This is a genomic window from Bacteroides sp. D2 (assembly GCF_025147085.1).
In the GTDB taxonomy this organism is placed as follows: Bacteria; Bacteroidota; Bacteroidia; order Bacteroidales; family Bacteroidaceae; genus Bacteroides.
The window spans coordinates 5,029,024-5,054,636 of record NZ_CP102261.1; the positions used below are offsets into that span (position 1 = coordinate 5,029,024).

The 25,613-nt window shown below is 42.1% G+C and carries 24 protein-coding genes and 1 pseudogene; 5 read left to right on the forward strand and 20 right to left on the reverse strand.

Translation table 11 applies throughout. The features are described from left to right. Positions 1–28 precede the first annotated feature (28 nt). The 10 genes from NQ505_RS18355 to NQ505_RS18400 all read right to left on the reverse strand — a co-directional run bounded on the left by NQ505_RS18355 (position 29) and on the right by NQ505_RS18400 (position 5,917). Positions 29–1,585: an ATP-binding protein gene (locus NQ505_RS18355; RefSeq protein ID WP_004308917.1), complete on the reverse strand. Its 1,557-nt coding sequence runs from the start codon at positions 1,583–1,585 to the stop codon at positions 29–31. Positions 1,586–1,725: 140 nt separating this feature from the next. Beyond that, positions 1,726–1,875 carry a hypothetical protein gene (locus NQ505_RS18360; RefSeq protein WP_008998617.1) on the reverse strand — a complete coding sequence of 50 codons (150 nt, stop codon included), beginning with the start codon at positions 1,873–1,875 and terminating at the stop codon, positions 1,726–1,728. Positions 1,876–2,100: 225 nt separating this feature from the next. After that, a complete protein-coding gene (locus NQ505_RS18365) occupies positions 2,101–2,289 on the reverse strand; it encodes a hypothetical protein (protein ID WP_008998619.1) in 189 nt (62 codons plus the stop codon). Then, on the reverse strand, positions 2,286–2,483 hold the full coding sequence (locus tag NQ505_RS18370; RefSeq protein ID WP_008998620.1) for a hypothetical protein: 198 nt from the start codon (positions 2,481–2,483) through the stop codon (positions 2,286–2,288). Before NQ505_RS18370 ends, NQ505_RS18365 begins: the two co-directional genes overlap by 4 nt. A 12-nt stretch (positions 2,484–2,495) precedes the next feature. Then, complete coding sequence (locus NQ505_RS18375) at positions 2,496–2,903, reverse strand: hypothetical protein (protein ID WP_008998621.1); 408 nt, start codon at positions 2,901–2,903, stop codon at positions 2,496–2,498. Next, positions 2,900–3,301: a hypothetical protein gene (locus tag NQ505_RS18380; RefSeq protein ID WP_008998622.1), complete on the reverse strand. Its 402-nt coding sequence runs from the start codon at positions 3,299–3,301 to the stop codon at positions 2,900–2,902. Before NQ505_RS18380 ends, NQ505_RS18375 begins: the two co-directional genes overlap by 4 nt. Before the next feature lie 82 nt (positions 3,302–3,383). Then, the gene (locus NQ505_RS18385) at positions 3,384–3,815 is read right to left on the reverse strand and encodes a hypothetical protein (RefSeq protein ID WP_259825639.1); all 432 of its coding nucleotides are present in this window, start codon (positions 3,813–3,815) and stop codon (positions 3,384–3,386) included. Positions 3,816–3,845: 30 nt separating this feature from the next. Further along, entirely contained in the window at positions 3,846–4,331 is a 486-nt protein-coding gene (locus tag NQ505_RS18390) for a hypothetical protein (RefSeq protein ID WP_032853448.1), read from the reverse strand. Between the two features lie 660 nt (positions 4,332–4,991). Then, positions 4,992–5,480, reverse strand: a complete 489-nt coding sequence (locus NQ505_RS18395) for an HU family DNA-binding protein (protein WP_122138117.1) — start codon at positions 5,478–5,480, stop codon at positions 4,992–4,994. 251 nt (positions 5,481–5,731) lie between these two features. Beyond that, positions 5,732–5,917, reverse strand: a complete 186-nt coding sequence (locus NQ505_RS18400; protein WP_008998627.1) for a hypothetical protein — start codon at positions 5,915–5,917, stop codon at positions 5,732–5,734. A gap of 34 nt (positions 5,918–5,951) precedes the next feature. On the opposite strand from NQ505_RS18400, the gene NQ505_RS18405 reads away from it, so the two are divergent. The 3 genes from NQ505_RS18405 to NQ505_RS18415 all read left to right on the forward strand — a co-directional run bounded on the left by NQ505_RS18405 (position 5,952) and on the right by NQ505_RS18415 (position 8,651). Continuing rightward, complete coding sequence (locus NQ505_RS18405) at positions 5,952–6,494, forward strand: ferredoxin domain-containing protein (RefSeq protein ID WP_008998628.1); 543 nt, start codon at positions 5,952–5,954, stop codon at positions 6,492–6,494. 83 nt (positions 6,495–6,577) lie between these two features. Beyond that, positions 6,578–7,699, forward strand: coding sequence for an agmatine deiminase family protein (locus tag NQ505_RS18410; RefSeq protein ID WP_008998629.1), 1,122 nt, complete (start codon positions 6,578–6,580; stop codon positions 7,697–7,699). A gap of 67 nt (positions 7,700–7,766) precedes the next feature. Beyond that, on the forward strand, positions 7,767–8,651 hold the full coding sequence (locus tag NQ505_RS18415) for a carbon-nitrogen hydrolase (RefSeq protein ID WP_008647565.1): 885 nt from the start codon (positions 7,767–7,769) through the stop codon (positions 8,649–8,651). 122 nt (positions 8,652–8,773) lie between these two features. Here the strand turns inward: NQ505_RS18415 and NQ505_RS18420 are convergent, their stop codons facing one another. The 3 genes from NQ505_RS18420 to NQ505_RS18430 form a co-directional block, all read right to left on the reverse strand. After that, a complete protein-coding gene (locus NQ505_RS18420; RefSeq protein WP_004295929.1) occupies positions 8,774–9,163 on the reverse strand; it encodes a GtrA family protein in 390 nt (129 codons plus the stop codon). Beyond that, positions 9,160–10,923, reverse strand: a complete 1,764-nt coding sequence (aspS, locus tag NQ505_RS18425; protein WP_008647566.1) for an aspartate--tRNA ligase — start codon at positions 10,921–10,923, stop codon at positions 9,160–9,162. Before aspS ends, NQ505_RS18420 begins: the two co-directional genes overlap by 4 nt. Before the next feature lie 108 nt (positions 10,924–11,031). Beyond that, on the reverse strand, positions 11,032–12,057 hold the full coding sequence (locus tag NQ505_RS18430; RefSeq protein ID WP_004303062.1) for a diacylglycerol/lipid kinase family protein: 1,026 nt from the start codon (positions 12,055–12,057) through the stop codon (positions 11,032–11,034). 220 nt (positions 12,058–12,277) lie between these two features. On the opposite strand from NQ505_RS18430, the gene spt reads away from it, so the two are divergent. Then, positions 12,278–13,462: a serine palmitoyltransferase gene (spt, locus tag NQ505_RS18435; RefSeq protein ID WP_008998630.1), complete on the forward strand. Its 1,185-nt coding sequence runs from the start codon at positions 12,278–12,280 to the stop codon at positions 13,460–13,462. A gap of 89 nt (positions 13,463–13,551) precedes the next feature. Further along, a complete protein-coding gene (locus NQ505_RS18440) occupies positions 13,552–14,127 on the forward strand; it encodes a DNA-3-methyladenine glycosylase I (RefSeq protein ID WP_008998631.1) in 576 nt (191 codons plus the stop codon). 171 nt (positions 14,128–14,298) lie between these two features. Here NQ505_RS18440 and NQ505_RS18445 read toward each other — a convergent pair whose 3' ends face one another. The 7 genes and pseudogenes from NQ505_RS18445 to NQ505_RS18475 form a co-directional block, all read right to left on the reverse strand. Further along, positions 14,299–16,377: an Ig-like domain-containing protein gene (locus tag NQ505_RS18445; protein WP_232292993.1), complete on the reverse strand. Its 2,079-nt coding sequence runs from the start codon at positions 16,375–16,377 to the stop codon at positions 14,299–14,301. Further along, a pseudogene (locus NQ505_RS18450) lies at positions 16,360–16,590 on the reverse strand (phage integrase SAM-like domain-containing protein); the annotation flags it as partial. The pseudogene NQ505_RS18450 and the gene NQ505_RS18445, both read right to left, overlap by 18 nt. 499 nt (positions 16,591–17,089) lie before the next feature. Continuing rightward, positions 17,090–19,498, reverse strand: a complete 2,409-nt coding sequence (locus NQ505_RS18455; RefSeq protein WP_008998633.1) for an ABC transporter permease — start codon at positions 19,496–19,498, stop codon at positions 17,090–17,092. Positions 19,499–19,514: 16 nt separating this feature from the next. Beyond that, on the reverse strand, positions 19,515–21,842 hold the full coding sequence (locus NQ505_RS18460; RefSeq protein WP_008998634.1) for an ABC transporter permease: 2,328 nt from the start codon (positions 21,840–21,842) through the stop codon (positions 19,515–19,517). 27 nt (positions 21,843–21,869) lie between these two features. Continuing rightward, a complete protein-coding gene (locus NQ505_RS18465) occupies positions 21,870–22,544 on the reverse strand; it encodes an ABC transporter ATP-binding protein (protein WP_008998635.1) in 675 nt (224 codons plus the stop codon). Positions 22,545–22,682: 138 nt separating this feature from the next. Further along, positions 22,683–23,933: an efflux RND transporter periplasmic adaptor subunit gene (locus NQ505_RS18470; protein ID WP_008998636.1), complete on the reverse strand. Its 1,251-nt coding sequence runs from the start codon at positions 23,931–23,933 to the stop codon at positions 22,683–22,685. Positions 23,934–24,008: 75 nt separating this feature from the next. Then, positions 24,009–25,481 (reverse strand): TolC family protein, encoded by a 1,473-nt coding sequence (locus NQ505_RS18475; protein ID WP_008998637.1) that lies wholly within the window; start codon positions 25,479–25,481, stop codon positions 24,009–24,011. Between the last annotated feature and the right edge of the window lie 132 nt (positions 25,482–25,613).

The window sequence follows — 25,613 nt, forward strand, 5'->3', positions numbered from 1 at the left end:
TCTCTTGAAAATCCTGCCAAAATTATATTTATTGAAGTTCCGCCACCCACTTCTCAATGTTTCGTGTTTCAGCACTAAAATTCACTCCAATCTTAAAAAGTGTTCGCCCATCACTTTCGAAAGGTTTAGCATAATGCTTTTCATTGATCTGCTGCAAGGCTTCTTCAGCCGTACCCTCCAGCTTGAATTCCATGACATAGATAAATTTATCAGTCTGCAAAACAAGATCGATACGGCCCTGGCTCGTGTGATATTCCGCTTTTACATAAAAACCGACTAATTTGAACACGATAAAGAGGACATTCTGATAATGCAATTCCAAATCGCGAACCAATTCATAAGGAGTATCTGCAAAGAAACTCTGAAGACGACGGAAAAAAGAATCATAATCTCCCGAACGGACTTCGCGGACAAACTTCTGAATCTCAAAAGATGATTCTACGGCATTTATATTGGCATAAAAAGGCATGAGATATTTCACAAAACCTTCCTCCACTTCACGATTGGGAAATCCTAGGCGATAAGTTTCAAATTCACGATCGTAGCCTTTTATGGTAAGATAACCGCTCTGATAAATCACAGGGATAGGATTGTCGGAAGTTGAATCAATACTATTCAGTACGTCGGCACTAGTTTCTTCATGAGCCATCCGGTGAAGATCGTAATGATGTTTTTTTAGTAATTCGACCAGATAAGTAGGTGTGCCCGTTTCAAACCAGTAGTTGCCAAACACATTGTATTTAAGGGTGTTAAGTACACTGAACGGATTATACATACCTATAGAATCATGAGTGAAATGATAACCATCATATCTTTCACGCATTTCTGTGCAAATTTCATCATACGTCAAACCTTGCGCATCGGCAAATTCATGCAATTCAGTTTCAAAGTTCTCATGCAACTCACGATCACTGATTCCGCAGATTTCTATATACTGCTGACGCATAGAAATATCCTCCAGATTATTCAGATCGCTGAATACACTTACTTTTCCGAATTTTGTAACTCCCGTAAGCATACCAAATTTAATGCAGCCATCCTTGCTTTTTAAAGCTCCATAGAAAGCCTTCAATGTATCACGAAAACTCTTCTGGAGTTCATCATTACCAATCGCCTGTAACATAGGCTTATCGTATTCATCCACAAGAATAACGACACTCTGGCCCTCTTTCTCACAAGCACGCTGAATAATACCCTCGAAACGCATAGCTAGAGAAGTTTCTGCAGATTCCGCTCCATAGATTTTTTCCCATTCCACCAATGTGCGATTCAGCTTATTTTCAAGTCTTTCCGGTGTATCGTATTTTTCTGTATTGAGGTCAATATGCAGGATCGGATATTTAAACCAGTCTTTTTCCAGTTTCTCTATCGCCAATCCTTCGAAAAGTTTTTTCTTCCCTTGAAAATAGGCTTCCAAAGTAGACAGTAACAAACTTTTCCCAAAACGACGTGGACGACTTAGAAAATAATAACTGCCAGTTTTCACCATTTGATATATCCAAGCAGTCTTATCTATATAGCAATAACCTCCTTTACGGATTTTCTCGAAGTTCTGTATGCCGATAGGATAAATTTTATTACTCATATACTCATAACTTTATAAGTTGACAGATACAAAGATAGCCTTTTCCACCCAATAACACAAAGTCCGGTACGAAAGTTTTTTCATACCGGACTCAAATGTTAGTGAACAACTTCAAAACTAATATTGTTAATTCTACTACGTTAAAATAGTGCAATTGCACCTAAAACAGCCAATACGGCAAATATTCCCCACATAACCCACCATGAAGTGCCGTCTCTCATTTCAATATAAGCAGCTCTAAAACATTTGATAGCTACGAGGAACAAAATAAAACTAAAAATGACTTTCATACTTTTTTTGCTTTTATCAATGTCATACAGACAATATTAAAATTATATCTTAATCAAATCCATCATTTATCTTTTGATAATTATTATATCTTCCACGTCGATACACTATGTATATAATCATTGGAAAGAATATGAAACAACAAATAATATCCATAATCCAACTTTCAGCAGACTTGTTATAATCAACCTTTTCATTATGTCTAGCAACTTCTTCCTTTGTCATTTTCATGAATTATTACCATTTACCCATTTATCTTTATCCTGTTCTTCTTGTTTTTTCTTATTTATTCTTGACAATAAATATGCACCAAGTCCTCCAAAAAACGCAGGTCCTACAACATTATGTCCTTGCGAAATAGCTCCTATAAAAGAAAGTATTCCTAGAATCAACAATATCCAGCCTAGTATTTTCATTGTTTATCCTCCTTATTCATATCAACAAAACTTACATCCTTTTTCTTCGAACATAAAACAATAATCAATCCTAATATCACATTGATTAGAGCAAAGAAAAAAGCCCATCCAAAACCAATCTTACGATTGCGCCCCATACATCCAACTCCATAAGCCAACGCAACAGCAACTACTAATAAAAGTATTCCTTCCATAATATATTTCTTTCAGATATTAATATTCAATTCTTTTTCAGCACGTTCTTTCAGGAGAATAAGTTCGCGATAGTTATATTTATTCTTAACTATCAGAGCAAATATCTCCGTTGCTCTATCAAACAAAATCAAATTAGTCGAAAAATTATCTGGATGACATTTTCCTTTAAGCTTATCATAAAGATTTCTAGCCCCAAATGCACTGTCCATTATATTTTTAAAATCTGGTTCTTCTTTTCCTTGTCGTAAGCGAAGCTTCAAGCAAAAACGTTCCGAATGAAAATATGTCCAAAGTCCAAAAAATAAGCAAATAAGAAGTATTATAATCCCAATAATGCAATATAACCACATTTCGTCCAATTCTTTCGTTGTTTCCACAATTGGATGTAGACTTTCTATTTTTAAGCTATCTGCTCTCATGTCAATAATCCTCCCATACTTGCATAATCTATCATTTTCCAACGACATCCATAGATACCACTATCATCATGTACTTCTAACGTATCCCAACCAAGAGCGATCAACCGTCTAATCAACATTGTATCGCTCAATATCGTTTGTCCAATAAACGTCATTTCATCTTTAGTCAAAGGACGGCCAGAAAGTGCTTGAATACGAAAACCTGAATTCATCCATGAAGAAAATTGGTGCTTATATTCTCTGTTTCCTTTTGAAAGACTAGCCTTAAGCATTGTTGGAGCTATTCCTTGTATAAAAGATTCACGAGCAGCTGCATTGAAACTGCGAATCAATCTACCACGTTCCGACCGATCATTAAACCAGTCCACAATATTGTTCCAAATATTCTCAATTTGCATAAAATAAAAATATTAAAATCCTTTCTATTCAAACCATATTTTCATAATTCATTCTGTTTTTGAGGGTACTACTTTCATAATTTTATTTGTTTGAAAAAACCTTATTAAAATATTTATCGCCCTCTTCGATTACAATTTTTCTCGCTTCAGAATTAACATCACCTTTATATATATCTATAACCTTCCCCACTTTTCTTTGTAAGAACCAATTATATTGTAATTCCACTCCTTTATACAAACCTATCATAAAATATTTAATTTTAACTTCTTCCATTTCTTTTTCCATATCCTCTATTTGGGCACTATAGTCTGCTATTCTTATGGAATCGGCTATCTCTTTTAAGCGATTTGCTTCTTCTTGAATAAAATTAGTTGTTTTTCCATTATAAAAAATAGCAATTTTACCATGACCTTTATTTATCACTTTATATCCATTATTTTGGCATACAGCTACCAACGAAACAATTAAAAACACCAAAACAAGTGATTGTTTTATATAATTACATATTACCATGACATTTCTTCTATTAAGTTTGCATGTATATTAGAAACCATTAAAATATCTTTGTTTTTCATTTTGATATTTAGGTTCATTTCCCATCACTTTATCCATCATATTACTAAATATCCAACTATTTACAATAATACCTTCATCCCATGTCACTTCCTTAATTTTAGATTTTGCGTACATACGAAACCATATTACTTTTTTATCTTTATCAGTCCATCCTCCCTCTATAAAAGCTTTATACTTTCCATTTTTACTTAATGTTTCTGGATTCGAATTCGACTGATTTATATCCTCTTCTAAAAAGGTATATAATTGTTTTATCATTTCATTGTTTTTTAAAAGCACTTTGCCTATTTCATGAGAAGTAAGTGATGAACCTTCAATTCTATGTCTAGGTTGATAAGAGGATGTTCTAATATCTATTTTATTTGTAATATCTTCTATCTCAACCTTATAAGTTTGTGCATTACCGTTTAAATAAAAACAAAAGCTGATTAGCAATAAAAAACTCAATTTCATAATTATAAGTTTTTTGCTCGCAGATTCCCGAATCGAACGATTCATTTTTAGAAAAGTATTTATTATAAAAAGAAAAAGCGCGGGAATCTGTACCTGTTACTCGTCCCGCTTATCAAGGCCTTCGAACTGCCCGCAGTAGTCTGAACGAGCAACGCAGAAGCCCACGCCGATATGTATAAATCCAACATACCTTTCTTGCAAAAGGCACGTTGAATAGATATAAACATATCCCGTAGACACCTACTGTTGCTTTGTTTTTGACTGCTGCTCAAAGTGTTCGAAGTTTTGATAAGCCAAAGACAAAACGTCAAGTAAACGTCTTTCTTTAATATAATAATTTCCCACCCCATCCACCTTACGAAAAGGTATCGGCGTGGAAAACGATGCAAATATATGAAAAAAGTATAAACTAATCTAGTTATTAATTATATTTTTGTCACATCTAAAAAACAATGATGGTTTATAAAAGTATTTATATAGGCAATTATCTTCAACACCCATTGATTATAAAACAATTTCCCATTAGGCAACGGCGAAATCGTCGTTGCCTAATGGGAAATTATTCGTCAGCCAACGGCAATTTTGCATATTCTATGCAAAATTGCAAAAAACAGGGAAAGTTAATTAACTTTCCCTGTTTCATAAAGATTAGAATAAAAACTACGCTGCCGGATCGGGTGCTTCGCCACCAGAACCTCCACCTCCATCTGGTTTTTCGCCTCCGGTTTCATCTTCGTCACCAGCACTTGCACTTACTTCTCTATCTGAGAACAATTCAATGCTTGCATTACCAAGCATTGTTTTGAATTTGGTTCCAGGAGTAAATACAATCTTTCTTCGAATAATAGTAGCAGCATTTACATCCTCCTCTTTATCCTTGCTCGCAGCATTAATAGCAGGGCGAAATGAACCGAACTCACCAAACCTCACAGAGAAACCTTCTTCCAAGAAAGTAATCATGGTATCTTCTGCACCTTTTAGTATGACATCTACCATGGCACGATGTATACCAGTTCTCTGGTTTACTTCATTACATAGTTTTTCATAACTAATACTACCAATAAGAACATTAGCAGCAACGTACTTCTCTTGCTTGTTCTCCTTATCAAAGTTCAGCACGATTTTTTTCTTTCTATAGCGTATAGCCATAATAATAAATATTTAAATTAATAGTTATATCAAGAAGCCACTCAATTGACTTCTTGACAAAAATAGCACTATATATGTCAATTCAAAATGATAGTGCAATATTTATTTTAACAAACTATATACCAGTATATTACAACTTATTTTAAGCATAAACAATTACAAAAATAAGAAAATACGGCAGAATTCTAAATTCTATCAACAACACCACTATTAACTCCATCATTATTATCAACATCAGTACTTACATCTATCTATACAACAAGTCCTTTAATTCGTATAATAGCAGAAACAGATTCACGACTAACAACAGTCCCAAATTCACCACTAATAATAACTGTACCAAGTTCATCAATAACAACACCACTAAGTCCATCACTAATAACATCGCCAATACTCCTATTTATTTCATCATCTAGTGTAATTTTGCCAATTTTCATTTATCTTTGCCTTACTAATTAATTCAAGAAAGTTATGATACTGAACGAAAGAGACGCTCGTCACGAGCATATATTGCAGGTAGCACGTCAGATGATGACGGCTGCACGCACTGCTCCGAAAGGAAAAGGAATCGATATTATTGAAGTGGCCCTCATCACTGATGAAGAGATTAAACAATTATCGGACACTATGATAGCTATGGTAGAAGAACACGGAATGAAATTCTTCCTTCGTGATGCCGACAACATCCTAAGTGCCGAATGTGTTGTACTGATAGGAACACGCGAGCAGACACAGGGCTTGAATTGCGGCCATTGCGGATTTGCCACCTGTGCCGAACGTACTGATGGAGTTCCCTGCGCATTGAACAGCATAGATGTAGGTATCGCAATAGGTTCCGCGTGCGCCACGGCAGCCGATTTACGCGTAGACACACGCGTCATGTTCTCCGCCGGATTGGCAGCGCAACGCCTGAACTGGCTGAAAGACTGCAAGATGGTAATGGCAATCCCCGTAAGCGCATCCTCCAAGAATCCGTTCTTTGACCGGAAACCGAAGCAGGAAAACAATGCATAACAGTCACATCGATGCAGAAAACAAACTGACTTTAGATGCAGACAATAAACTGATTTTATAAATAACTAAATATATATAGTCTAATGGGAATCATGGTTGGACTCCCCAGCCCAAGCGGCTCGGAGAAAGATTTGCAGTTGAACTTCGGCAAAAACATGACCGTACAGGTAGAAATGAGAGCACCTCATTTGCCTGCCGAATGGCACATGCAGAGCGGTATACAGTTAACATGGCCACATGCCGGTACAGATTGGGCCTACATGCTGGCGGAAGTGCAAGAGTGTTTTATCAATATTGCCAGAGAAATAGCGAAGCGTGAATTATTATTGATCGTCACTCCCGAACCGGAAGAAGTGAAAAAGCAGATAGCTGCTACTGTCAATATGAATAACGTCCGCTTTCTGGAATGTGCCACCAATGACACATGGGCCCGCGACCACGGAGCCATAACAATGATAGATACCGGCACCCCTTCCCTGCTCGACTTCACCTTCAACGGCTGGGGACTGAAATTTGCTTCCGAACTGGATAATCAAATTACTAAACATGCCGTAGAAGCCGGAGCCTTGAAAGGCCAGTATATAGACCACCTCGACTTCGTACTCGAAGGAGGTTCTATCGAAAGCGACGGAATGGGTACATTGCTTACCACTTCCGAATGTCTGCTTTCTCCCCAACGAAACGGACGACTGAACCAGGTAGAGATAGAAGAATACCTGAAATCAACCTTCCACCTGCAAAAGGTGCTTTGGTTAGATCACGGTTATCTGGCTGGTGATGATACCGACAGCCACATCGACACTTTGGCACGCTTCTGTTCTACCGACACCATCGCTTACGTGAAATGCGAAAACAAAGAAGACGAACATTACGAAGCACTGCTCGCAATGGAAGAACAGCTGAAAACATTCCGCACCTTAGCAGGAGAACCCTATCGCCTATTGGCCTTACCCATGGCAGACAAGATAGAAGAAGACGGCGAACGCCTGCCTGCAACTTACGCCAATTTCCTGATTATGAACGACGTTATTCTCTACCCGACATACAATCAGCCGGCGAATGACAAAAAAGCAGGAGAAGTATTGCAGCAAGCCTTTCCAAGCCATCAAATAATTGGAATAGACTGCCGTGCCCTGATTAAACAGCACGGTTCCCTACACTGCGTCACCATGCAATATCCGCTGGGTGTTATAAAGGAGTCATAAAAGAATTACAAAGGAGATATAAAGGAATTATAAAATAATGAATGAATCAACCCACTAATTATTCATCATGAGAAAGATAAAAGTCGGAATCATCCAACAATCCAATACCGCAGATATTAAAGCCAATCTGATGAACCTCGCAAAGAGTATCGAGGCTTGTGCCGCTCACGGTGCACAACTGATTGTGCTCCAGGAGTTACACAATTCACTTTATTTCTGCCAGACAGAAAACACTAACCTGTTTGATCTTGCCGAACCAATTCCCGGGCCTTCCACAGGCTTTTATTCCGAGTTGGCAGCAGCTAATAAAGTAGTCCTTGTTACCTCTCTTTTTGAGAAACGTGCTCCCGGACTTTATCATAACACCGCTGTCGTATTCGACCGCGACGGAAGCATTGCAGGAAAATACCGGAAAATGCATATTCCCGATGATCCGGCTTACTACGAAAAGTTCTATTTCACTCCGGGAGACATTGGTTTTGAACCGATTCAAACATCTTTAGGAAAACTGGGCGTATTAGTATGCTGGGATCAATGGTATCCGGAAGCTGCCCGCCTGATGGCACTAAAAGGTGCGGAACTTTTAATTTATCCTACCGCCATTGGCTGGGAAAGCAGCGACACGGACGATGAAAAAGCCCGCCAACTCAATGCCTGGATTATTTCACAACGCGCTCATGCCGTTGCCAATGGACTTCCTGTTATCTCCGTCAACCGTGTAGGACACGAACCCGATCCTTCCGGACAGACAAACGGTATCTTATTCTGGGGAAACAGTTTTGTAGCAGGACCACAAGGGGAATTTCTGGCACAAGCCGGAAACGATCACCCGGAGAACATAGTAGTGGAAATAGATATGGAACGTTCGGAAAACGTTCGTCGTTGGTGGCCTTTCCTTCGTGATCGTCGGATTGACGAATATGATGGACTTACCAAACGCTTTCTGGATTAAAGGCTTACCCACATACCTTCATTGCAGGAGGTTTATCTAATAAAGAAAAAAAGAAGGGCACAGAGTTCAAATCTAAATTGAGAACTCTGTGCCCTTTCAATATATCATCATAAATAACTATCTCATTGAAACGTTATTTTTTTGTTGGCTAGGAAATTAGCCCCTCCATAAATAAACAATCCCAGGAATTGAGCCAGATATTCATTCACGTCCAATCCTTCTACCAATAAGACAAGAAATAAGAACTGTGCAGTGTAAGCCACGGCAAAAGCAGAACAAAAGAGCAGTATCTGTTTCCAGATACTATTCTTTTTATTTTCTACGGGGAATATCCAGTATTTGCACCAGATAAAGTTATGGATTTGAGCTATCAGATACGCTGTTATATTAGCCACCATATAGTCACCATCGAATGACATTTCTTTCATCATTAACCATACAACCAACGCCATAATTAAGGCGTTCATTGTACCGATGACTATAAAACGGAATATGCGTACAGATTCTTTCACTCGCCCTCTTTCAGATCAACGATCAAATTCAGTTCATCAAGTTGAGTCTGGTCGATTGCAGACGGTGCATCCAGCATCACATCACGTCCGGAATTGTTTTTCGGGAACGCAATACAGTCGCGGATAGAATCCAAACCAGCGAACAAAGATACCCAACGGTCGAGTCCGTATGCCAAACCACCGTGAGGAGGTGCACCATACTTAAAGGCATTCATCAGGAAGCCAAACTGCGCCTGTGCCTTTTCCGGAGTGAATCCAAGAATCTCGAACATCTTCGCCTGTAATTTCGCATCGTGGATACGGATAGATCCGCCACCAACTTCCACACCGTTCACTACCATATCATAAGCATCTGCACGTACAGCTGCCGGATCAGTATCCAACATCGGAATATCTTCCTCTTTCGGATGAGTAAACGGATGATGCATAGCCATCAGACGACCTTCCTCCTCGCTCCATTCGAACATCGGGAAGTCGATCACCCAAAGACAAACAAACTTATTCTTATCACGCAACCCCAGTTGAGCGCCCATTTCCAGACGAAGCTCACAAAGTTGTTTACGTGTTTTCATCACATCGTCACCGGACAAGATCAGAATCAAGTCACCCGGTTTAGCACCGAATGCCTCTTTCATTTGCTGCAGCACTTCCTGCGTATAGAATTTATCCACGCTCGATTTTACAGTTCCGTCCGCTTCTACACGGGCATACACCATACCTTTTGCACCAATCTGCGGTTTCTTTACGAAGTCCGTCAGTGCATCCAGTTGCTTACGAGTATAAGTTGCAGCACCTTCGGCACAGATACCACCCACATAAGCAGCATTATCGAATACAGAGAATCCGTGACCTTTCATGATATCCATCAGTTCCACGAATTTCATGCCGAAACGCAAGTCCGGTTTGTCACTACCATAATATTTCATGGCATCCGCCCAAGACATACGCTGGAACGGTTCAGCCAGTTCCACGCCACGCAGTGTTTTGAACAAATGTTTAGCCATTCCTTCGAAAGTAGTAATAATATCTTCCTGCTCAACGAAGCTCATTTCGCAGTCAATCTGCGTAAATTCCGGCTGACGGTCGGCACGCAAGTCCTCATCACGGAAACATTTTGCAATCTGGAAGTAACGGTCGAAACCGGAAACCATCAACAACTGCTTCAATGTCTGCGGAGATTGCGGAAGTGCGTAGAACTGTCCCGGATTCATACGTGACGGTACTACGAAGTCGCGTGCACCTTCAGGAGTAGAACCGATCAAAACGGGCGTTTCCACCTCGATGAAGCCCAGGCTATCCAGATATTTGCGAACTTCAATCGTCATTCTATGACGCAATTCCAGATTAGAGCGGACAGCGTTACGACGCAAATCCAGGTAACGATATTTCATGCGGATATCATCACCACCATCCGTATTATCCTCAATAGTGAACGGAGGAGTCATAGCCGTATTTAGTACGTTCAGTTCGGAAACGATGATTTCAATGTCTCCGGTAGGAATGTTTGCATTCTTGCTGAAACGTTCATTAACCGTTCCTGTCACTTGAATGACGAACTCACGTCCCAGTTTATTAGCACGTTCACAGAGTTCAGCATTAATTTCTTCGTTAAAGACCAACTGGGTAATTCCGTAACGGTCGCGGAGGTCGATAAAAGTCATTCCTCCCATTTTACGGCTGCGCTGTACCCATCCAGACAGCGTAACTTGCTTGTTTACATCAGAGATTCTTAGTTCTCCACATGTGTGCGTTCTGAACATATATTTTTTATTTAAACGATTATCACTCGCGTTTCTATTTTGATTGAACCAAAACTGCGCAAAAGTACGCAATAATTTGTAATTCGTTGTCAGTAATCCGTTATTTTATCAGACTTTCTTTGTCAGCTTTTTCAATATTTTCTTGTTTCTGTCTGTTATATTGTCGACGATGGCTTCATTCATCAATTTGATACCATTCATATATTCCTGCGCTCTTTGGAGCACATTGGCAGCATCCTTTTCCGACGCTTGCGGCACCACTACGCGCAATCCCCTTTGAATCAACTCAATGTTCACATTGGCGTCCGTTTCCATGGGGTCGCCGTCAAAGTGCACTACTCCCGGAGTAGTGCGACGGATGCACAACTGCTTGCAACGGAAAGTCTTGATACGGCTATTCTGATCGATTGTCTTATTGAATAACTGGAAAGCCAATGAAGGGACATCCAATACGGTGAACGGTTCGAGAATGGTTACATCCAGCAAGCCATCCGTCAGCGTAGCTTGCGGGGCGATATAAGCATTGTTTCCATATTGCGACGCGTTTCCGCAGGCAATCAGGAAAGCCTTATACTTGGAAACTCCGTTTTCCGTTTCCAGTTCATACGTTTCCGGTTCATATTTAAGACTCTCTTGCAGGGTCTTTTCCAGATAAGTCAACACCCCGCGTTTACCGGCATGCGCAAACTTCAGACTAACAAAAGCATCGAATCCCACTCCGCAAGTGCAGAAAAAATCCGTCCCGTTAATCTTACCATAATCTATTACGTCCATGCAACCTTCGTTCAGCACTTCCAGCGCCCTCTTCGGTTCCATCGGTATATGCAGATGCCTCGCCAGTCCATTACCCGATCCGCAGGGAATAATTCCCAGTGCGGTATCAGTATGCACCAACGAACGAGCTATTTCATTGATTGTCCCGTCCCCACCGATAGCCACTACTATATCAGTCTTCTCTTCGGCAGCTTTAGCAGCTATTTCTACTGCATGACCGGCTCTCTCCGTATTCACTACTTCCCAAGAGTATCTCGCCTTGTCTATTTTTTCGTCCAGCAAGTTAAGAATCAATTCTTTACTTTGTGTTCCCGAAATAGGATTGACGACGAATTTTATTTTTTTCATTCTTTCGTTCATGCTATTCTTGTCGATTGTAGACGACAAAAGTAATATAAATATCTTAAATTTTAATCTATTAGAGGTTTCTAATCACATGAGGGCAACTTTTTTCTCTTAAAAAGAACAGATAAAAGCAAATTTTGTTATCTTTGCCCCCTGTTTTTAAACACTTGTTAAGATAAAAGGATGTAAGATCGTCAGCGAACGATCTGAGTATGAGTATAATAAATTATAATTCATGGGATTATTACAAGAGAAGTTAGCTAAGTACGACCTGCCACAAAAGTTTATGGCACAGGGCGTTTACCCATATTTCCGTGAGATAGAAGGAAAGCAGGGTACAGAGGTAGAAATGGGCGGACACGAAGTGTTGATGTTCGGTTCCAATGCATACACTGGCCTTACGGGAGATGAAAGAGTGATTGAAGCAGGTATTAAAGCCATGCATAAATATGGTTCCGGATGCGCAGGCTCGCGCTTCTTGAATGGTACACTTGACCTGCACGTTCAGTTGGAAAAAGAACTGGCTGCCTTTGTAGGCAAAGATGAAGCACTCTGCTTCTCAACCGGTTTTACGGTGAATTCGGGAGTTATTCCTGCTTTGACAGATCGCAATGATTATATCATTTGCGACGACCGCGACCACGCATCTATCGTAGATGGCCGTCGCCTCTCCTTCTCTCAACAACTGAAATATAAGCATAACGATATGGCGGATCTGGAAAAGCAACTTCAAAAGTGCAACCCGGATTCAGTGAAGCTCATCATAGTAGACGGTGTGTTCTCTATGGAAGGCGACCTGGCAAACTTGCCCGAAATCGTACGCTTGAAACATAAATACAACGCTACTATCATGGTAGACGAAGCTCATGGCTTGGGTGTATTTGGAAAACAAGGACGTGGTGTTTGCGACCATTTCGGTCTGACTCACGAAGTTGACTTGATTATGGGTACTTTCAGCAAATCACTGGCTTCTATCGGTGGATTCATTGCTGCTGATTCTTCTATCATCAACTGGTTACGTCACAACGCACGTACTTATATATTTAGTGCGTCCAACACTCCGGCTGCTACTGCATCTGCTCTTGAAGCTCTCCACATCATCCAAGATGAACCGGAAAGACTTGAAGCGCTGTGGGAAGCTACCAACTATGCATTGAAGCGTTTCCGTGAAGCAGGTTTTGAAATCGGTGCAACAGAATCACCTATCATCCCTCTTTATGTACGTGACACGGAAAAAACATTCATGGTCACTAAATTGGCTTTCGATGAGGGTGTATTTATCAATCCGGTTATTCCTCCGGCATGTGCACCGCAAGACACTTTGGTACGTGTGGCATTGATGGCTACCCATACAAAAGATCAAATTGACCGCGCTGTAGAAAAGCTGGTTAAGGCATTTAAAGCATTGGATATTTTATAATCCGATTATATAAATCATCTAAAAAGTCTGGTACAGTAATGTATCAGACTTTTTAGATGATCTTTACCCCTACAACAATATGTGTGATTATGCAAGATATAGTAAACGGACGCTGCGGTTGGTGCGGAACTGACGAACTGTATGTGAAATACCACGATCAGGAGTGGGGAAAGTTAGTGACCGACGACAAGATGCTGTTTGAGTTTCTTGTGTTGGAAAGTGCTCAAGCAGGATTGAGTTGGATAACCATCCTTAAAAAGCGTGAGGGATATCGCAAAGCCTTTTGTGATTTCGACCCTGAACGGGTGGCACAAATGAACGATGAAGATATTGAACGATTGATGCAATTTGATGGCATTGTGAAAAACCGCCTGAAAATCAAAGCAACAATTACAAATGCAAGACAGTTCCTTGTGGTACAAAAGGAGTTCGGTAGTTTTTACGACTATACGCTGTCGTTCTTTCCCGATAGAAAACCGATCATCAATGCCTTTCAGTCATTGAGTGAGATTCCGGTATCATCTCCCGAATCTGATGCCATGAGCAAGGATATGAAGAAACGAGGATTTAAATTCTTTGGAGCTACGATTTGTTATGCTCACTTACAGGCTGCAGGGTTTATTAACGACCATCTGGCAGACTGTATTTGCCGAAAGAACAAATAACAATATAACTTCATGTTATAAAATGACTATTTTGCTACCTAATTTGATGGTAATGTTATATACCTTTCTGGTTGGCAAAATAAATATGTTTGCTTGAAAGAAGAAATAAAAAGTAAGCTGGAACTTTTTAAGGTTCCAGCTTACTATATATAAAGATGTGATACGTGCCGCTTATGGTTTTTTCTCAATCATACCTGCCGTAGCGTTGAACTGATACTCACGGGTAGCATCGGCTGCCTGCCACGCGTCGTTCATAGCTTTGATTTGGGCAGTGCTGGGTGCATTACCACTGAATGCTGCGCAATTTTCAGATTTTCCTCTGCCTACTGCGCTGCTAATTCCGACTACTGTTTTCCAATAACAGTAGTCGGAATTATTAGGATCAATCCAACCTACGATTCCACCTTTATCGTTATTTGTAGAGATAGTGCCAGCTGCGCTCCAACAGGCTATAGCTTTACCGCATAAACCTGCAATGCCTCCAGCACTAGGATTGTTCACGCCTATGATGTTCGCAGTATTGAAACAACCAGTAATATCAGCTTCACCATCACCGGTAATACCGCCTATAACTTCACTACCTGTGATTACACCACTATTACTACATGCTATGATTATTGTTCCTCTAGTACTGTAGCCTACAATGCCTCCTGTAGTGGCAGTACCGGTCAGTGCTGCCGTATTGTGACAATTTATGATTTTACCCTGTTGTGTCTGACCTATGATACTGCCAAAACGACCATTGCTATTCTTATATTCACTTATGCTTCCTTTGAAACTAAGATTTTGAATGGTAGTTCCATTTCCATATCCAAAGATACCAGCATATTGTTCTGTATCCTTTATGGTAAGCGTGCCACTTATGCTATAGCCTGCTCCATCGAAATTTCCAAAAAATTGCCTATTAGCGGAGCTCAAAGCCCCAATAGGAGTCCATTCCATTGTTCCGAGGTCAATGTTATCAAGTAGTTTGTAATATTTGCTATTCCAAGTGCTTGGTTGGTTTCCGTTTACACGAGTAGCTAGCAATACTAATTGTTCTTTATTCTTAATGGTGTAGGCTTTATCCCAACTAGAGCCGTCGATACCTGCCTCTCCTTCGTTTTCGAAGGTGGGGCCAGCCGTTACTTTCACTTTACAGGTAGCCGTAAATCCACCGTCTTCGGTAGTTACCGTAATAGTCGTCTCACCTTCGGTGACACCCGTTACTGTACCGTCGGCAGCAATGGTGGCAACTTCGGACTTACTACTCTTCCAAGTAACATTCTTGTTGGTAGCAGTAGCAGGAGTAAAAGTAGGAATCAACTTCACTGTGCCATCTTTTGCCACGGATTTATCTGTAAGAGCAACGCTTTCTACGCTGACTTCCGTTGTATATACGATAACACGTGTAGCTGAATGTTCCGTTCCGTCTTTACCAACAACGATTACTTTCAATAAAGCAAATTCGCCCTCTTCAATTCCAGCTGGCAGCGTAAAAGTTACTTTAGCGTTAACATCAATCGTCTTATCTTCTTTGAATGTCGGGCTGGTAAGTTCTACACCCCAGGGAGTAGAAGTTGCACGAGTCGTAGCTTTTACAATAGCTACTTCCATTCCTTTACTGCTGGTCAGTTCGGCTTTGATAGCGGCATAATCACCCTCTTTTACGTTAAGCGCCAGTGTGAGTTCATGTTTTTCGCTGTTCACTTTAAACTCGTCGAACTTATCGAATATCTTCATTTCACTTGCCATAGGCAGGGTAAATGTTGCACCGCCTTCACCTGCAAGGGTAAAGGTTACCGTGCCTTTAGTTTTGTCTACCGTTACACCGTCTGCGGCAAATACGGCATCGCCTTGTGCACCGTCTGCTCCGGCAGCACCTGCTGAACCTGTTTCACCCTTGTCGCCTTTATCACCTGTGGCTTGTACTTTCTTTCCGTTGTTTAACAGCCATTCACCGTTTACTTTCCAATAAACTTTACCATCGGTGTCTGTAACTACGCTTAATACGGGAGACTGACCGTTTATACCTGCGCTTCCGTCCACACCCTTATCGCCAGTGGTGCGAATCTTCTTGCCATCGGCATCGAGCATCCAAGTGGCGGCAGTAGTACCAATCTTTACCGTCCAGTAATACTCTCCTTCGAATTTGTCTACTCCGATAACAGGAGTCACACCGTCCGCTCCTTTGGCTCCATCCTTGCCGTTGTAGATGGTGATGGATTCGCCCTTGCTGAAATTGATAGTGTAACGCAGATAAGTAGACACCGTGTTCCAACTGCATCCACGTTCCCGCAGACTGTTCTCAAAACGCTTCAACCATTCGGGCGTCAGTTGCCGAAACAGCATCTTGTCCGAACCCAGAAAGGTGCGGATTGCATTTAAGCTGCTCCGGTACACATGAGCAGTCCCTAAATTTCCCCTTCGCTGCAACTCGGCAGCGATTTCTTTCATAAACGAAATCAAATCTTCTTTCTTCATCAACTTTTTTAATAATTACTATGAGCTGATTTAACAGCCGAATTTATTCGAAAAAAGCAAAGCTACAAATAAATTTTAGCACATGCGATTTGCGTTATAAAGATTCAAAAAATAGGAAAATCGAACTATATATTTTAATATATATAGTTTATTATTTATATATTTATAATAATACCGGTAAGTGTTCAGGGGGGGCTTTTTTAGGTAGGTGTAACCATCTGCCATATAGCGAGTTATCTGCCTTTGGAGAGTGTTCCACTATGCGTTCGGCAAAAAGGCGCTTTTTTATCCCCCAAATGGAGGCTCTAAACCCATCCGGCAGAGCCTCTGTTTGATACATTCAGAGGCTCCGTTTCAAGCAAACGGAACCTCTGTTTTTTTGCCTCACACCCTCCTATCCAAAATCCGGCGGGTGTGATAAAAGGTACAAAATCAAAAAATATCAGATATGCAAAACAATCCTGTTCAACAAGTTATCTATTTCCTGAATCATTGCATCTTATTCATTCTTCATGATGACTCCCGGATTGATACGGACAGCCTTGCGGACTTGCCACAGCAACGTTCCCAAAGAAATGAGCGAAGTCAGGATAAAGCCTGCCACGAAGATTCCCACGCCTATCGGAGCTTTCACCGCAAAATCTTTGGTATAATCATTGATGATGTAGTAGACCAACGGAATGGCCACTACAAACGCAGCCCCCAAAATATAAAGATACTTCCTGACCAACAACAGGGCAATCTGCCCGCCGGTAGCACCATTCACCTTACGCAAGGCTATCTCCCGATATCGTTGGCGAATATCATAGAGCGACAATCCGAACAGTCCGAGACAGGACACACAGATAGCCAATCCGGCAAAGGTGACGTAGATACGCGTCGTCCGCTTATCATCGTCATACAGCTTTTCTACCTGATCTTCTACAAAAGAATATTCAAACTCCCCCTCTCCGAGCACTTCATTATGAAGCGCTTTCAGGAAATCAATCGCTTCCTTACGCTTTCCCCCGACTATTGTGGCAAGCAAAGGGTCTGTCGGATTACCATTTTCCTCGTATAGAATGGCCAGAGGAGCATCTCCCTTAGACAGATGTCCGGTGCGGAAATCTTCTATCACTCCTACCACCTGAAAAGGAGGATTCTTCCCTAAATCGATACCCTGGCTCCACCACAAGCGCGATTCCGTCTGCAAGGATGCTTCATCTATCTTCTCTATACGGAAAAGTTTCCGAGCAGTCTCATTGATAATCATTTTATATTGGGCAAACTGATCCTTGTCATTCCACATCCTCCCCTCTTTCAGTTTCAGCCCGAACATACGCATATAGCCATTGCTGGCAAAGGTGATAGCCATCTTATGCTTTTCTCCGTTACACTCCACAGTGGTCTGCGGCTCCAGCTGAATGGGAGGATCGCCATACTGCCATGCTGCAAAGTAAGGACATCCATCCATCTTCTGCCTGATGACCTGCTCTTTATGCTGAATCTCGTCATAATCTCTCTGCCACTCTTCATCGCTCGAATACCTTTTATTCATCGTCTCAAACGAGAGGAACCGGCAAGAAATGATGTCTTTGGTGTGATAGCCCAAATCCGTATGGAGCATCGTATAGAGTTGGCGCACGAAAAACAGCGCAATCACTATCAGGCTGAATGTAATGACATACTGAATGAACAGGAACAATGCACGGGAAACGATGGAATGTCCTCCGACGCTGACAGAACGCAGAGAGGTGATGGGAGAAGAATAATTGTAGCGCAGAAAAGGAAAAAGAGACGTGACCAGCGGCAACCCCAACAAGAGAATAAAAGACAACAAGAGATCGAATGAAACATCCGATTTTACAGGAATGTCATAGACCGATGCAAACATTCCTGCGGTGACTTCTACAATCATCCATATTATTAGCAAAGCAACTGCCACCATACACACGTTCTCTGCATAGATTTGAGAAAATATCTGAAAGCCGCTTGCACCATACACTTTTTTGACACCAAACTCTCGCGCCCGTTTTAAAATGATAACGGTGTATATATTGATGAAATTGAAGATGCCAACCAACAACAGCATACAGGCTACAACGGATAACACAGTGATATGATCTTTATTTCCACGCTGGAAAGCTGCCGAAACGGAACTGACCGCCTTATCGAAATAAAAGTCTTTGAGGGATAAAAGCCTGAACTGTATAGGGCGGTTCCCAAAACAAATTAACGACTGCGGTTTGGATATCTTTTCGTTATACTTCGCGATGTCCGTTCCTTTTGCCAGACGTGCCACACAGAACCCCATCCGGCTCCAATCGGTATATTTTCCCTGATTGACGGGAGCAAGCAGATCGAACTGCAAAGAAGATTTTGTGTCCGGCTCGTCCACTATTCCGGCGATGGTAAGCGCGTTGCCCGTTGAAAAGACGAGCTGTTTGCCCAATGGAGATTCGTCTCCGAAAAGATGTCGGGCATACTTCCGGGTTATTATTACTTCATCCGGCTTCCGGTGACTTGTTATTCCGGACAGGACGGGATAATTCATCAGTTGCATGAACGTGCTGTCTGCTACCAGCACATTGGCCTGATAGCGATGGTTGTCGAAGAGGATATAATCGTCTTCAAAAGAGACGCAGTATGAATATGCCTCTATTTCAGGATTCTTCATAGGGTCTATGAAGTTGGGATCATGATTCCTGTCGGTATTGTCCATGATCGCAATACCGCCGTCACTTCGCTGGGCGGTGAGTAAATACAGACGGTCTAAATCTTTGCAGAAATGATCGACCGTTAATTCCTGATGGATATAGCGCACTATTATTAACGTTGCCGCTACGCTCACTGCAAGCCCTACGATATTGATTATCGTGTAAGTCTTGAAGCGGAACAGCGTTCTGATAATAGATAATTGTTTTTTCATATTTCACTCATTTATTTTATTCACTCTTGATGACTTCCGCCGGATTCTGCCGGGCAGCTTTCCATACGCGCCAGATGATGCTTAGGAAAATGACAAGTCCCATTCCTATGAATATGACTGCATAGAGCCATCCTTCTATCGGAGTCTGTTTCACATACTCTTCAAGCCAGCGTCTCATCAGAAGATACCCCAGCGGAAAGGCCAGAATGGAGGCGACAGCAAGCAGAATCAAGTACTCTTTAAAGAACAGGTTCAGGATCACTCTCACATTCGCACCGTTCACCTTGCGGATGGCAATTTCTTTCCGGCGCTGTTCGCACGACAGTGTCACCAATGAGAATATGCCGAACACGGCAATCGCTATACATATAAAGGAGACTATGCTCAATAATTGGCACAATGTATTTTCCGACTTCATATAGGCATCATACACTTCCTCAATGTTCACCAGATAGAGTTCTCTATCCGGATTTCCTTTGTATGCTTCTTCTCTCAATTTCTGCGACACGGCGTTCCATGTCCCCTCTTTGAATTTGAAGATGAAATCCCCTCTTTCCTTGCTTTCGGGCAAAAAGAATACAGCCGGAGTCACCGGATGCACCGGAGCATTGTAATAGATGTCTCTGATGACTCCTTTCACTGTGCATACCTCATTTACTCCCATACGCAGGGTTTTTCCTATCGGCTTATCCCATCCAAAGGCTTTCACGGCAGCTTCATTGATGACTACGGTTTCTTTCCCATCCTTTTCGTTCAGCATCTCCCCCTCCAGGACATCGACCTGAAAGAAATCAACGTAAGCCTGATTGATTGTTTCACTCTCTACGCTCACACGTTGTTCCTTGTCCGTTTTCCCCTCCCATTCGTCTAGCGTGCAGGTGGAAAACATCATTTTGGGGATAGGAGTGTAAAAACCTTGCAAGCGTTCGGTCACATCGGGCATCTGATCGAGAATGGCGTCGAAAGGAACATTCCCAAATCCATAACTGGAAATCACTCCGACGTTGTGCCTTTCCAGTCCCAGTTCCTTAGAATTCAGCAGGAAGTTTAACTGCTTGAGCATGAACAGGGTACAGAATACAAAACCGATACTGATGAAAAGCTGGAAAAGAATGCTTCCTTTGTAGAACCATCCGGAAAAATGTATAGTTGATTTGTGTTTGATGTTGTCTAATAAAGTTTTCCTGTTGACATAGTGTACAAGTATGGCGGCAATGCCTGTTGTCAGTAATAGCAATGCCAGGATATAGGTTATCACTTCAGTGTAGAAAAACGAAGTGCTCTCTCCTATCTGTGACAAGCGTTTGAAAACGGGCAGGATTAATTCGATCAGTACGAGACCTACTCCTGACGATATGGCAAGGAGCAGGATTAGTTCGGAAAGAAGCAAGGAGAGCAGGCTGCCGTTGGAGGCTCCATTCACTTTCCGCAAGGCCAGTTCGCGTTTACGCATTCGAATACGGGTGACGTGCATAGTCAGATAATTGCATAGCCCGCAAATAATGACTAATGCACCGATGCACGCAAAAAGGCGTACATGATTCAGCTTTACATTCACGTTGTCTGTCGGATGAGTGCTGCGTAGCGTTGTCAGAGGAGCGATGGGGATGGATATCGACCTTTTATGCGAGTTCTGTTCCACTTCAGTTTTTGAGAGTCGCTGTTCCAATGCTTTTATGTCACTGTTGGGATAGACGCGGAATAGCGTGTTGCATTGTTGTCTTCCCCAATCCGGCTCCCAGTCATAATAAGGCAGCAAGATGTCAAAAGAGTAGAGAGAGTGTCCCTCCCATGATTTCACCACTGCAACGATTGTTTTCTCATCATTATTCTTTTGAGGGAAAAACAGCTGTTTGCCTATCGGGGATTCCGTTCCGAATATCCGTTGAGCGGCCCTGTCGGTAATGGCTATCTGATTTTTATCCAGTCGCAAATAATTATCTCCGTCTATGGCAGTGATATGGAACATCGAGATAAAATTCGAATCGACTTCCATTTGTGTGAGTTGATATTCCGTCTCCTGGTAGTTGACGGGCTTCTCGCCCGGCCCCAGATATACACGGCAGGATTTCTCAATCTCCGGACAGTTTTTCACCAGATATTCTGCCAATAGGCTGGAGGAATAATAGGAAAAACCATCTCCTTGCAAATCGAATTTATTGCCCGCCAGATAGATGCGTTCGGCACCTTCATGGAAGTTGTCATACGTCATTTCATAACGTATCCATAAAGCGGATAGCGCGAAACAGGTGAAGCCAACTGCCAGTCCGATGATGCTGACAAGGCTTTGTGTCTTGTATTTCACCAGATTACGGAAGGCTACTTTCAGATAGTGGTTTATCATGATATACTCTTTATTGATGGCTTGTGCTTACATACTAACTTCGGTCACCACCTGTCCGTCAAACAGGTTGATGATACGGTCGGCATAGCCGGCATCATGTTGCGAGTGGGTCACCATGACGATGGTGGTTCCTTCTTTATTCAGTTCGTTCAATAGTCCCATCACTTCTTTACCGTTTTTGGAGTCGAGGTTACCGGTAGGCTCATCGGCCAGAATCAGTTTGGGGTTGGACACGACGGCACGGGCAATGGCCACGCGTTGCTGCTGACCGCCGGAGAGTTGTTGCGGAAAGTGTTTGCTGCGGTGGGTGATGGACATTCGTTCCATGGCTGTCTCTACCCTCTTTTTCCGTTCGGAAGCGGAGATTCCCATATAGAGTAAAGGCAGTTCGATGTTTTCGTATACGTTCAACTCGTCTATCAGGTTAAAGCTCTGAAACACGAAGCCGATCACGCCTTTACGAAGGCTGGTGCGTTGCGATTCGGTATAGCGGGAGACTTCCGTTCCATTCAGGTAGTACTCCCCTCCTGTCGGGTTATCGAGCAGTCCCAGAATGTTGAGCAGCGTTGACTTGCCACAGCCGGAGGGGCCCATAATGGCTACAAATTCGCCTTGTTTCACTTCGATGTTGACGTTGTTCAACGCCCAGGTTTCCACTTCTTCCGTTTTGAAAATCTTCTGTAAGTTAATGGTCTTAATCATAACTGTATAGTTTTAGATTTATATTTTTATTCGTTTTTGATTACTCCACCCAATATGCTTCCCCAATAGAAAGAATACGGTGTACATTTGTTTCCACAGTTGCAGTACCATGTTATGTTACTTGTGTGCCGGAATATGCTAATTCAAGATTAATTCTTCCGCATCGCCAAAGGTATCATATCCGGTGGTAATTACCCAATCTCCCGGCTGTAAACCTTCTACTATTTCGTATTGCTGCGGATTCTGGCGACCAATGTTCAATGGCACGCGGACGGCTTTTGTCTTTGATGCATTTACTTTGTAAATCCATTGTCCGCCTGTAGACTGGTAGAAGTTGCCTCGCGGAATAATGAGTGCTTGCTCCGGCTGTCCCAATTCAATCTGTACGCGGAAGCTCTTGCCGACTCTTACATTATCGGGCATATCTCCTGTAAAGACAAGATCGACATCGAACACACGGTCTTTCACTTCGGGAACTACTTTCGATATTTTCAGCGGATATTTGTTTCCCTGATAGTTCACGGTAGCGGGCAGTCCGGTGGTAATCCGGTCGATGTAGTATTCGCTAAGTGAAGTATGAATTTTGTATTGGTCGAGCACTTTTATTTCAGCAATGCTTTCGCCGGAGGAAACCTGCTGTCCCGGAGTGACCTTGACGAAACTAAGCTGGCCTTTCAGGGGAGCTGTGACTACGAGACTATTCAGTCGTTCGCGAGTACGTTCGTATTTCTTCCGTTCCCGCTCGCGGTCGTTGCGGATCAGTTCTTTACGTATCATCGTAACGGTGGAATCATGTCGGAGGCTCTCTTGTTGCAGGGCTGCGTTTTTCTGTTTGTAGCTGTATTCATCTTCTGCTACTAGCAATTGGGCCTTACTCTTCACGCCCATCTGGAATTCTTCGCGGTCGAGGGCGATACTTTTTTTCAGGCGTTCGAGTTCGTAGTTATTGGTCAGGGCTTGCTGTTTCAGGTTCAGACTTTTTTGTTCCATTTCAATCTCCTGCTCCTGATAGGTTATCATTCGCTTTTCCCATTCGTCGCGCTGGTCTTCGATATTGCGGAGCAAATCGGGATTGGAAAGTATAAGAATGGTGTCTCCCTGTTGAAGCAAACTTCCCTCTTCACCAACTATTCTTTCCACGCTTCCTGCTTCGCGGGTATTGATCTTGATGGTTAGTATGGGTTGAATGAGCCCTTCTACGTCTACATATTCCATGAAATTGGATTCTTTCACTTCTGCAATCTGTATATTTTCGGCATCTATCCGTAGTTTTCTGGGACCTAAAGACAAAGTAATCACATAAATCAAAAAGGCGGCAAATAAAAGCCCTCCTATCAGATAGTATCTGTAACGAATGTACCACGGTTTCTTTTCTAATTTTATATCCATGAGATTATCTGGTGTTTTACAAGTTTCTATTAAGTAGGGTTCCATCACTATTCTTTACTGACTTTTCGTTGTTCTCTATTCAATCAGAAGATGGTAGTCTTCTGTCAGTATCGTATTTCGTTCAAAATCGTATAGTGTCATGCTACGGAGTGTATAATATAAACTCCAATAATTGTATAAAGCTGAAATATAGTTGCGGCGGGCACTGTCTTTCTCTGAAATGGAAGCGTTCAGGTCAAGAATGGTAGATTTACCTAATAGATAGAGTTTGCGGGCTACTTCGCTTCTTCGTTGGGCCGTTTCATCCGTGCGGGCAGCGATGCGGACACGTTGCGTTTGCAGATTGAATTGTTTGACGAGTTTGCGGACGTTCAGTTCAAAATCTGTCCGGCTCTGTTCGACTTGTGTGTACACCAGGTCACGATTGGAACGGGCTACTCGCACTTGTCCTTTTCCACGCCCCCAGTCCAGGATAGGGAGAGAAATGCCGATGCTTACGTATTGCTGGTCTAATAAATTTCGATAGGCGTCGGGTAGTTTGTCGGCAGTCTGCGTTACTCCGAAACGGAGATAGATATCTGCTTTCAGGCCGGCATTGGCGCGGGCTTTCGCCACAGCACTCTCACTTTCCAGTTTCCACCTTTCCATCGTCTGTATGTCCGGACTGTTTTCGTAAGCCAGCGCCAGTGCTTCATTCAGGTTCACACTGAAATCCGGAATTTGAGGACTGACAAGGACACGCAATTCCCGATCTTCGTGAATACCAAGATAGGAACGGAGTTCCTGCATACAATTATCCATTTCAATAAGGGCATTCATGCGGTTTGTCTCTTCCGTCAAACGGTTGAGTTCCAGTTGCAGCATTTCATTTTCTGTGATGGTACCTATGTTATAGCGGCCTTGCGCATAACGGTAAAGTGTATCGGCATTGGCGTAATTAAAGGAAGCAATATCGTAATCGCTCTGGGCGGTGGCCAAGGCAAAGAATTTATTAATCGCATTGGCTGATACGAGTTCAAGCGTCTCTACGTAGCTTTTCTTTGCCTCCTGATAGCGCACGGGCTCTATCCGTCTATCCCATTTCAAACTATTGTAGCCAAAAAGAGACTGGCGATAACCGATCATAATGGGAGAAGTCTGCCACGAGTATTTATGTTCGCTGAACAGATCCATGCGTTGAGCGGAGGTTTCGAGAAAGAAAGAGCCACCGGTCCAGGATAAGTTCTGTGAAAGATTCAGGGTTAAATCCGTATTCAATAGATTTTGTTCGACAAACTTTACCGAACCGTCTCCCATCGTTATCTTGTTAATGGCACGGTTCAGATTCGGATCGGATGTCAGGCTTAAAGACGGCAGATAGTTGGCACGATAATATTTATAGTTCCAATACGCAGAACGGAAACTGTGGCGTGCCGTCTGTGCATCGGGAGATTCCATACGGGCAATCTCTATGACTTGCTTCAACGATAACTCTGTGACTTGATCTTGAGCAATCAATAATTCTGTCGGTAACAGTCCGAGATATATAAAGATTAATTTCAGGTTCATTCGTTGGTTTTATTTGTTATTTATCATTCAAAAGATGTGCCATTTAGATAAAGATCTATTATTCAATAATATATAAATATTTCTTTTATTAATCCAGTGTGCATATACGCACAAAAATAGTGCGCAATCGCA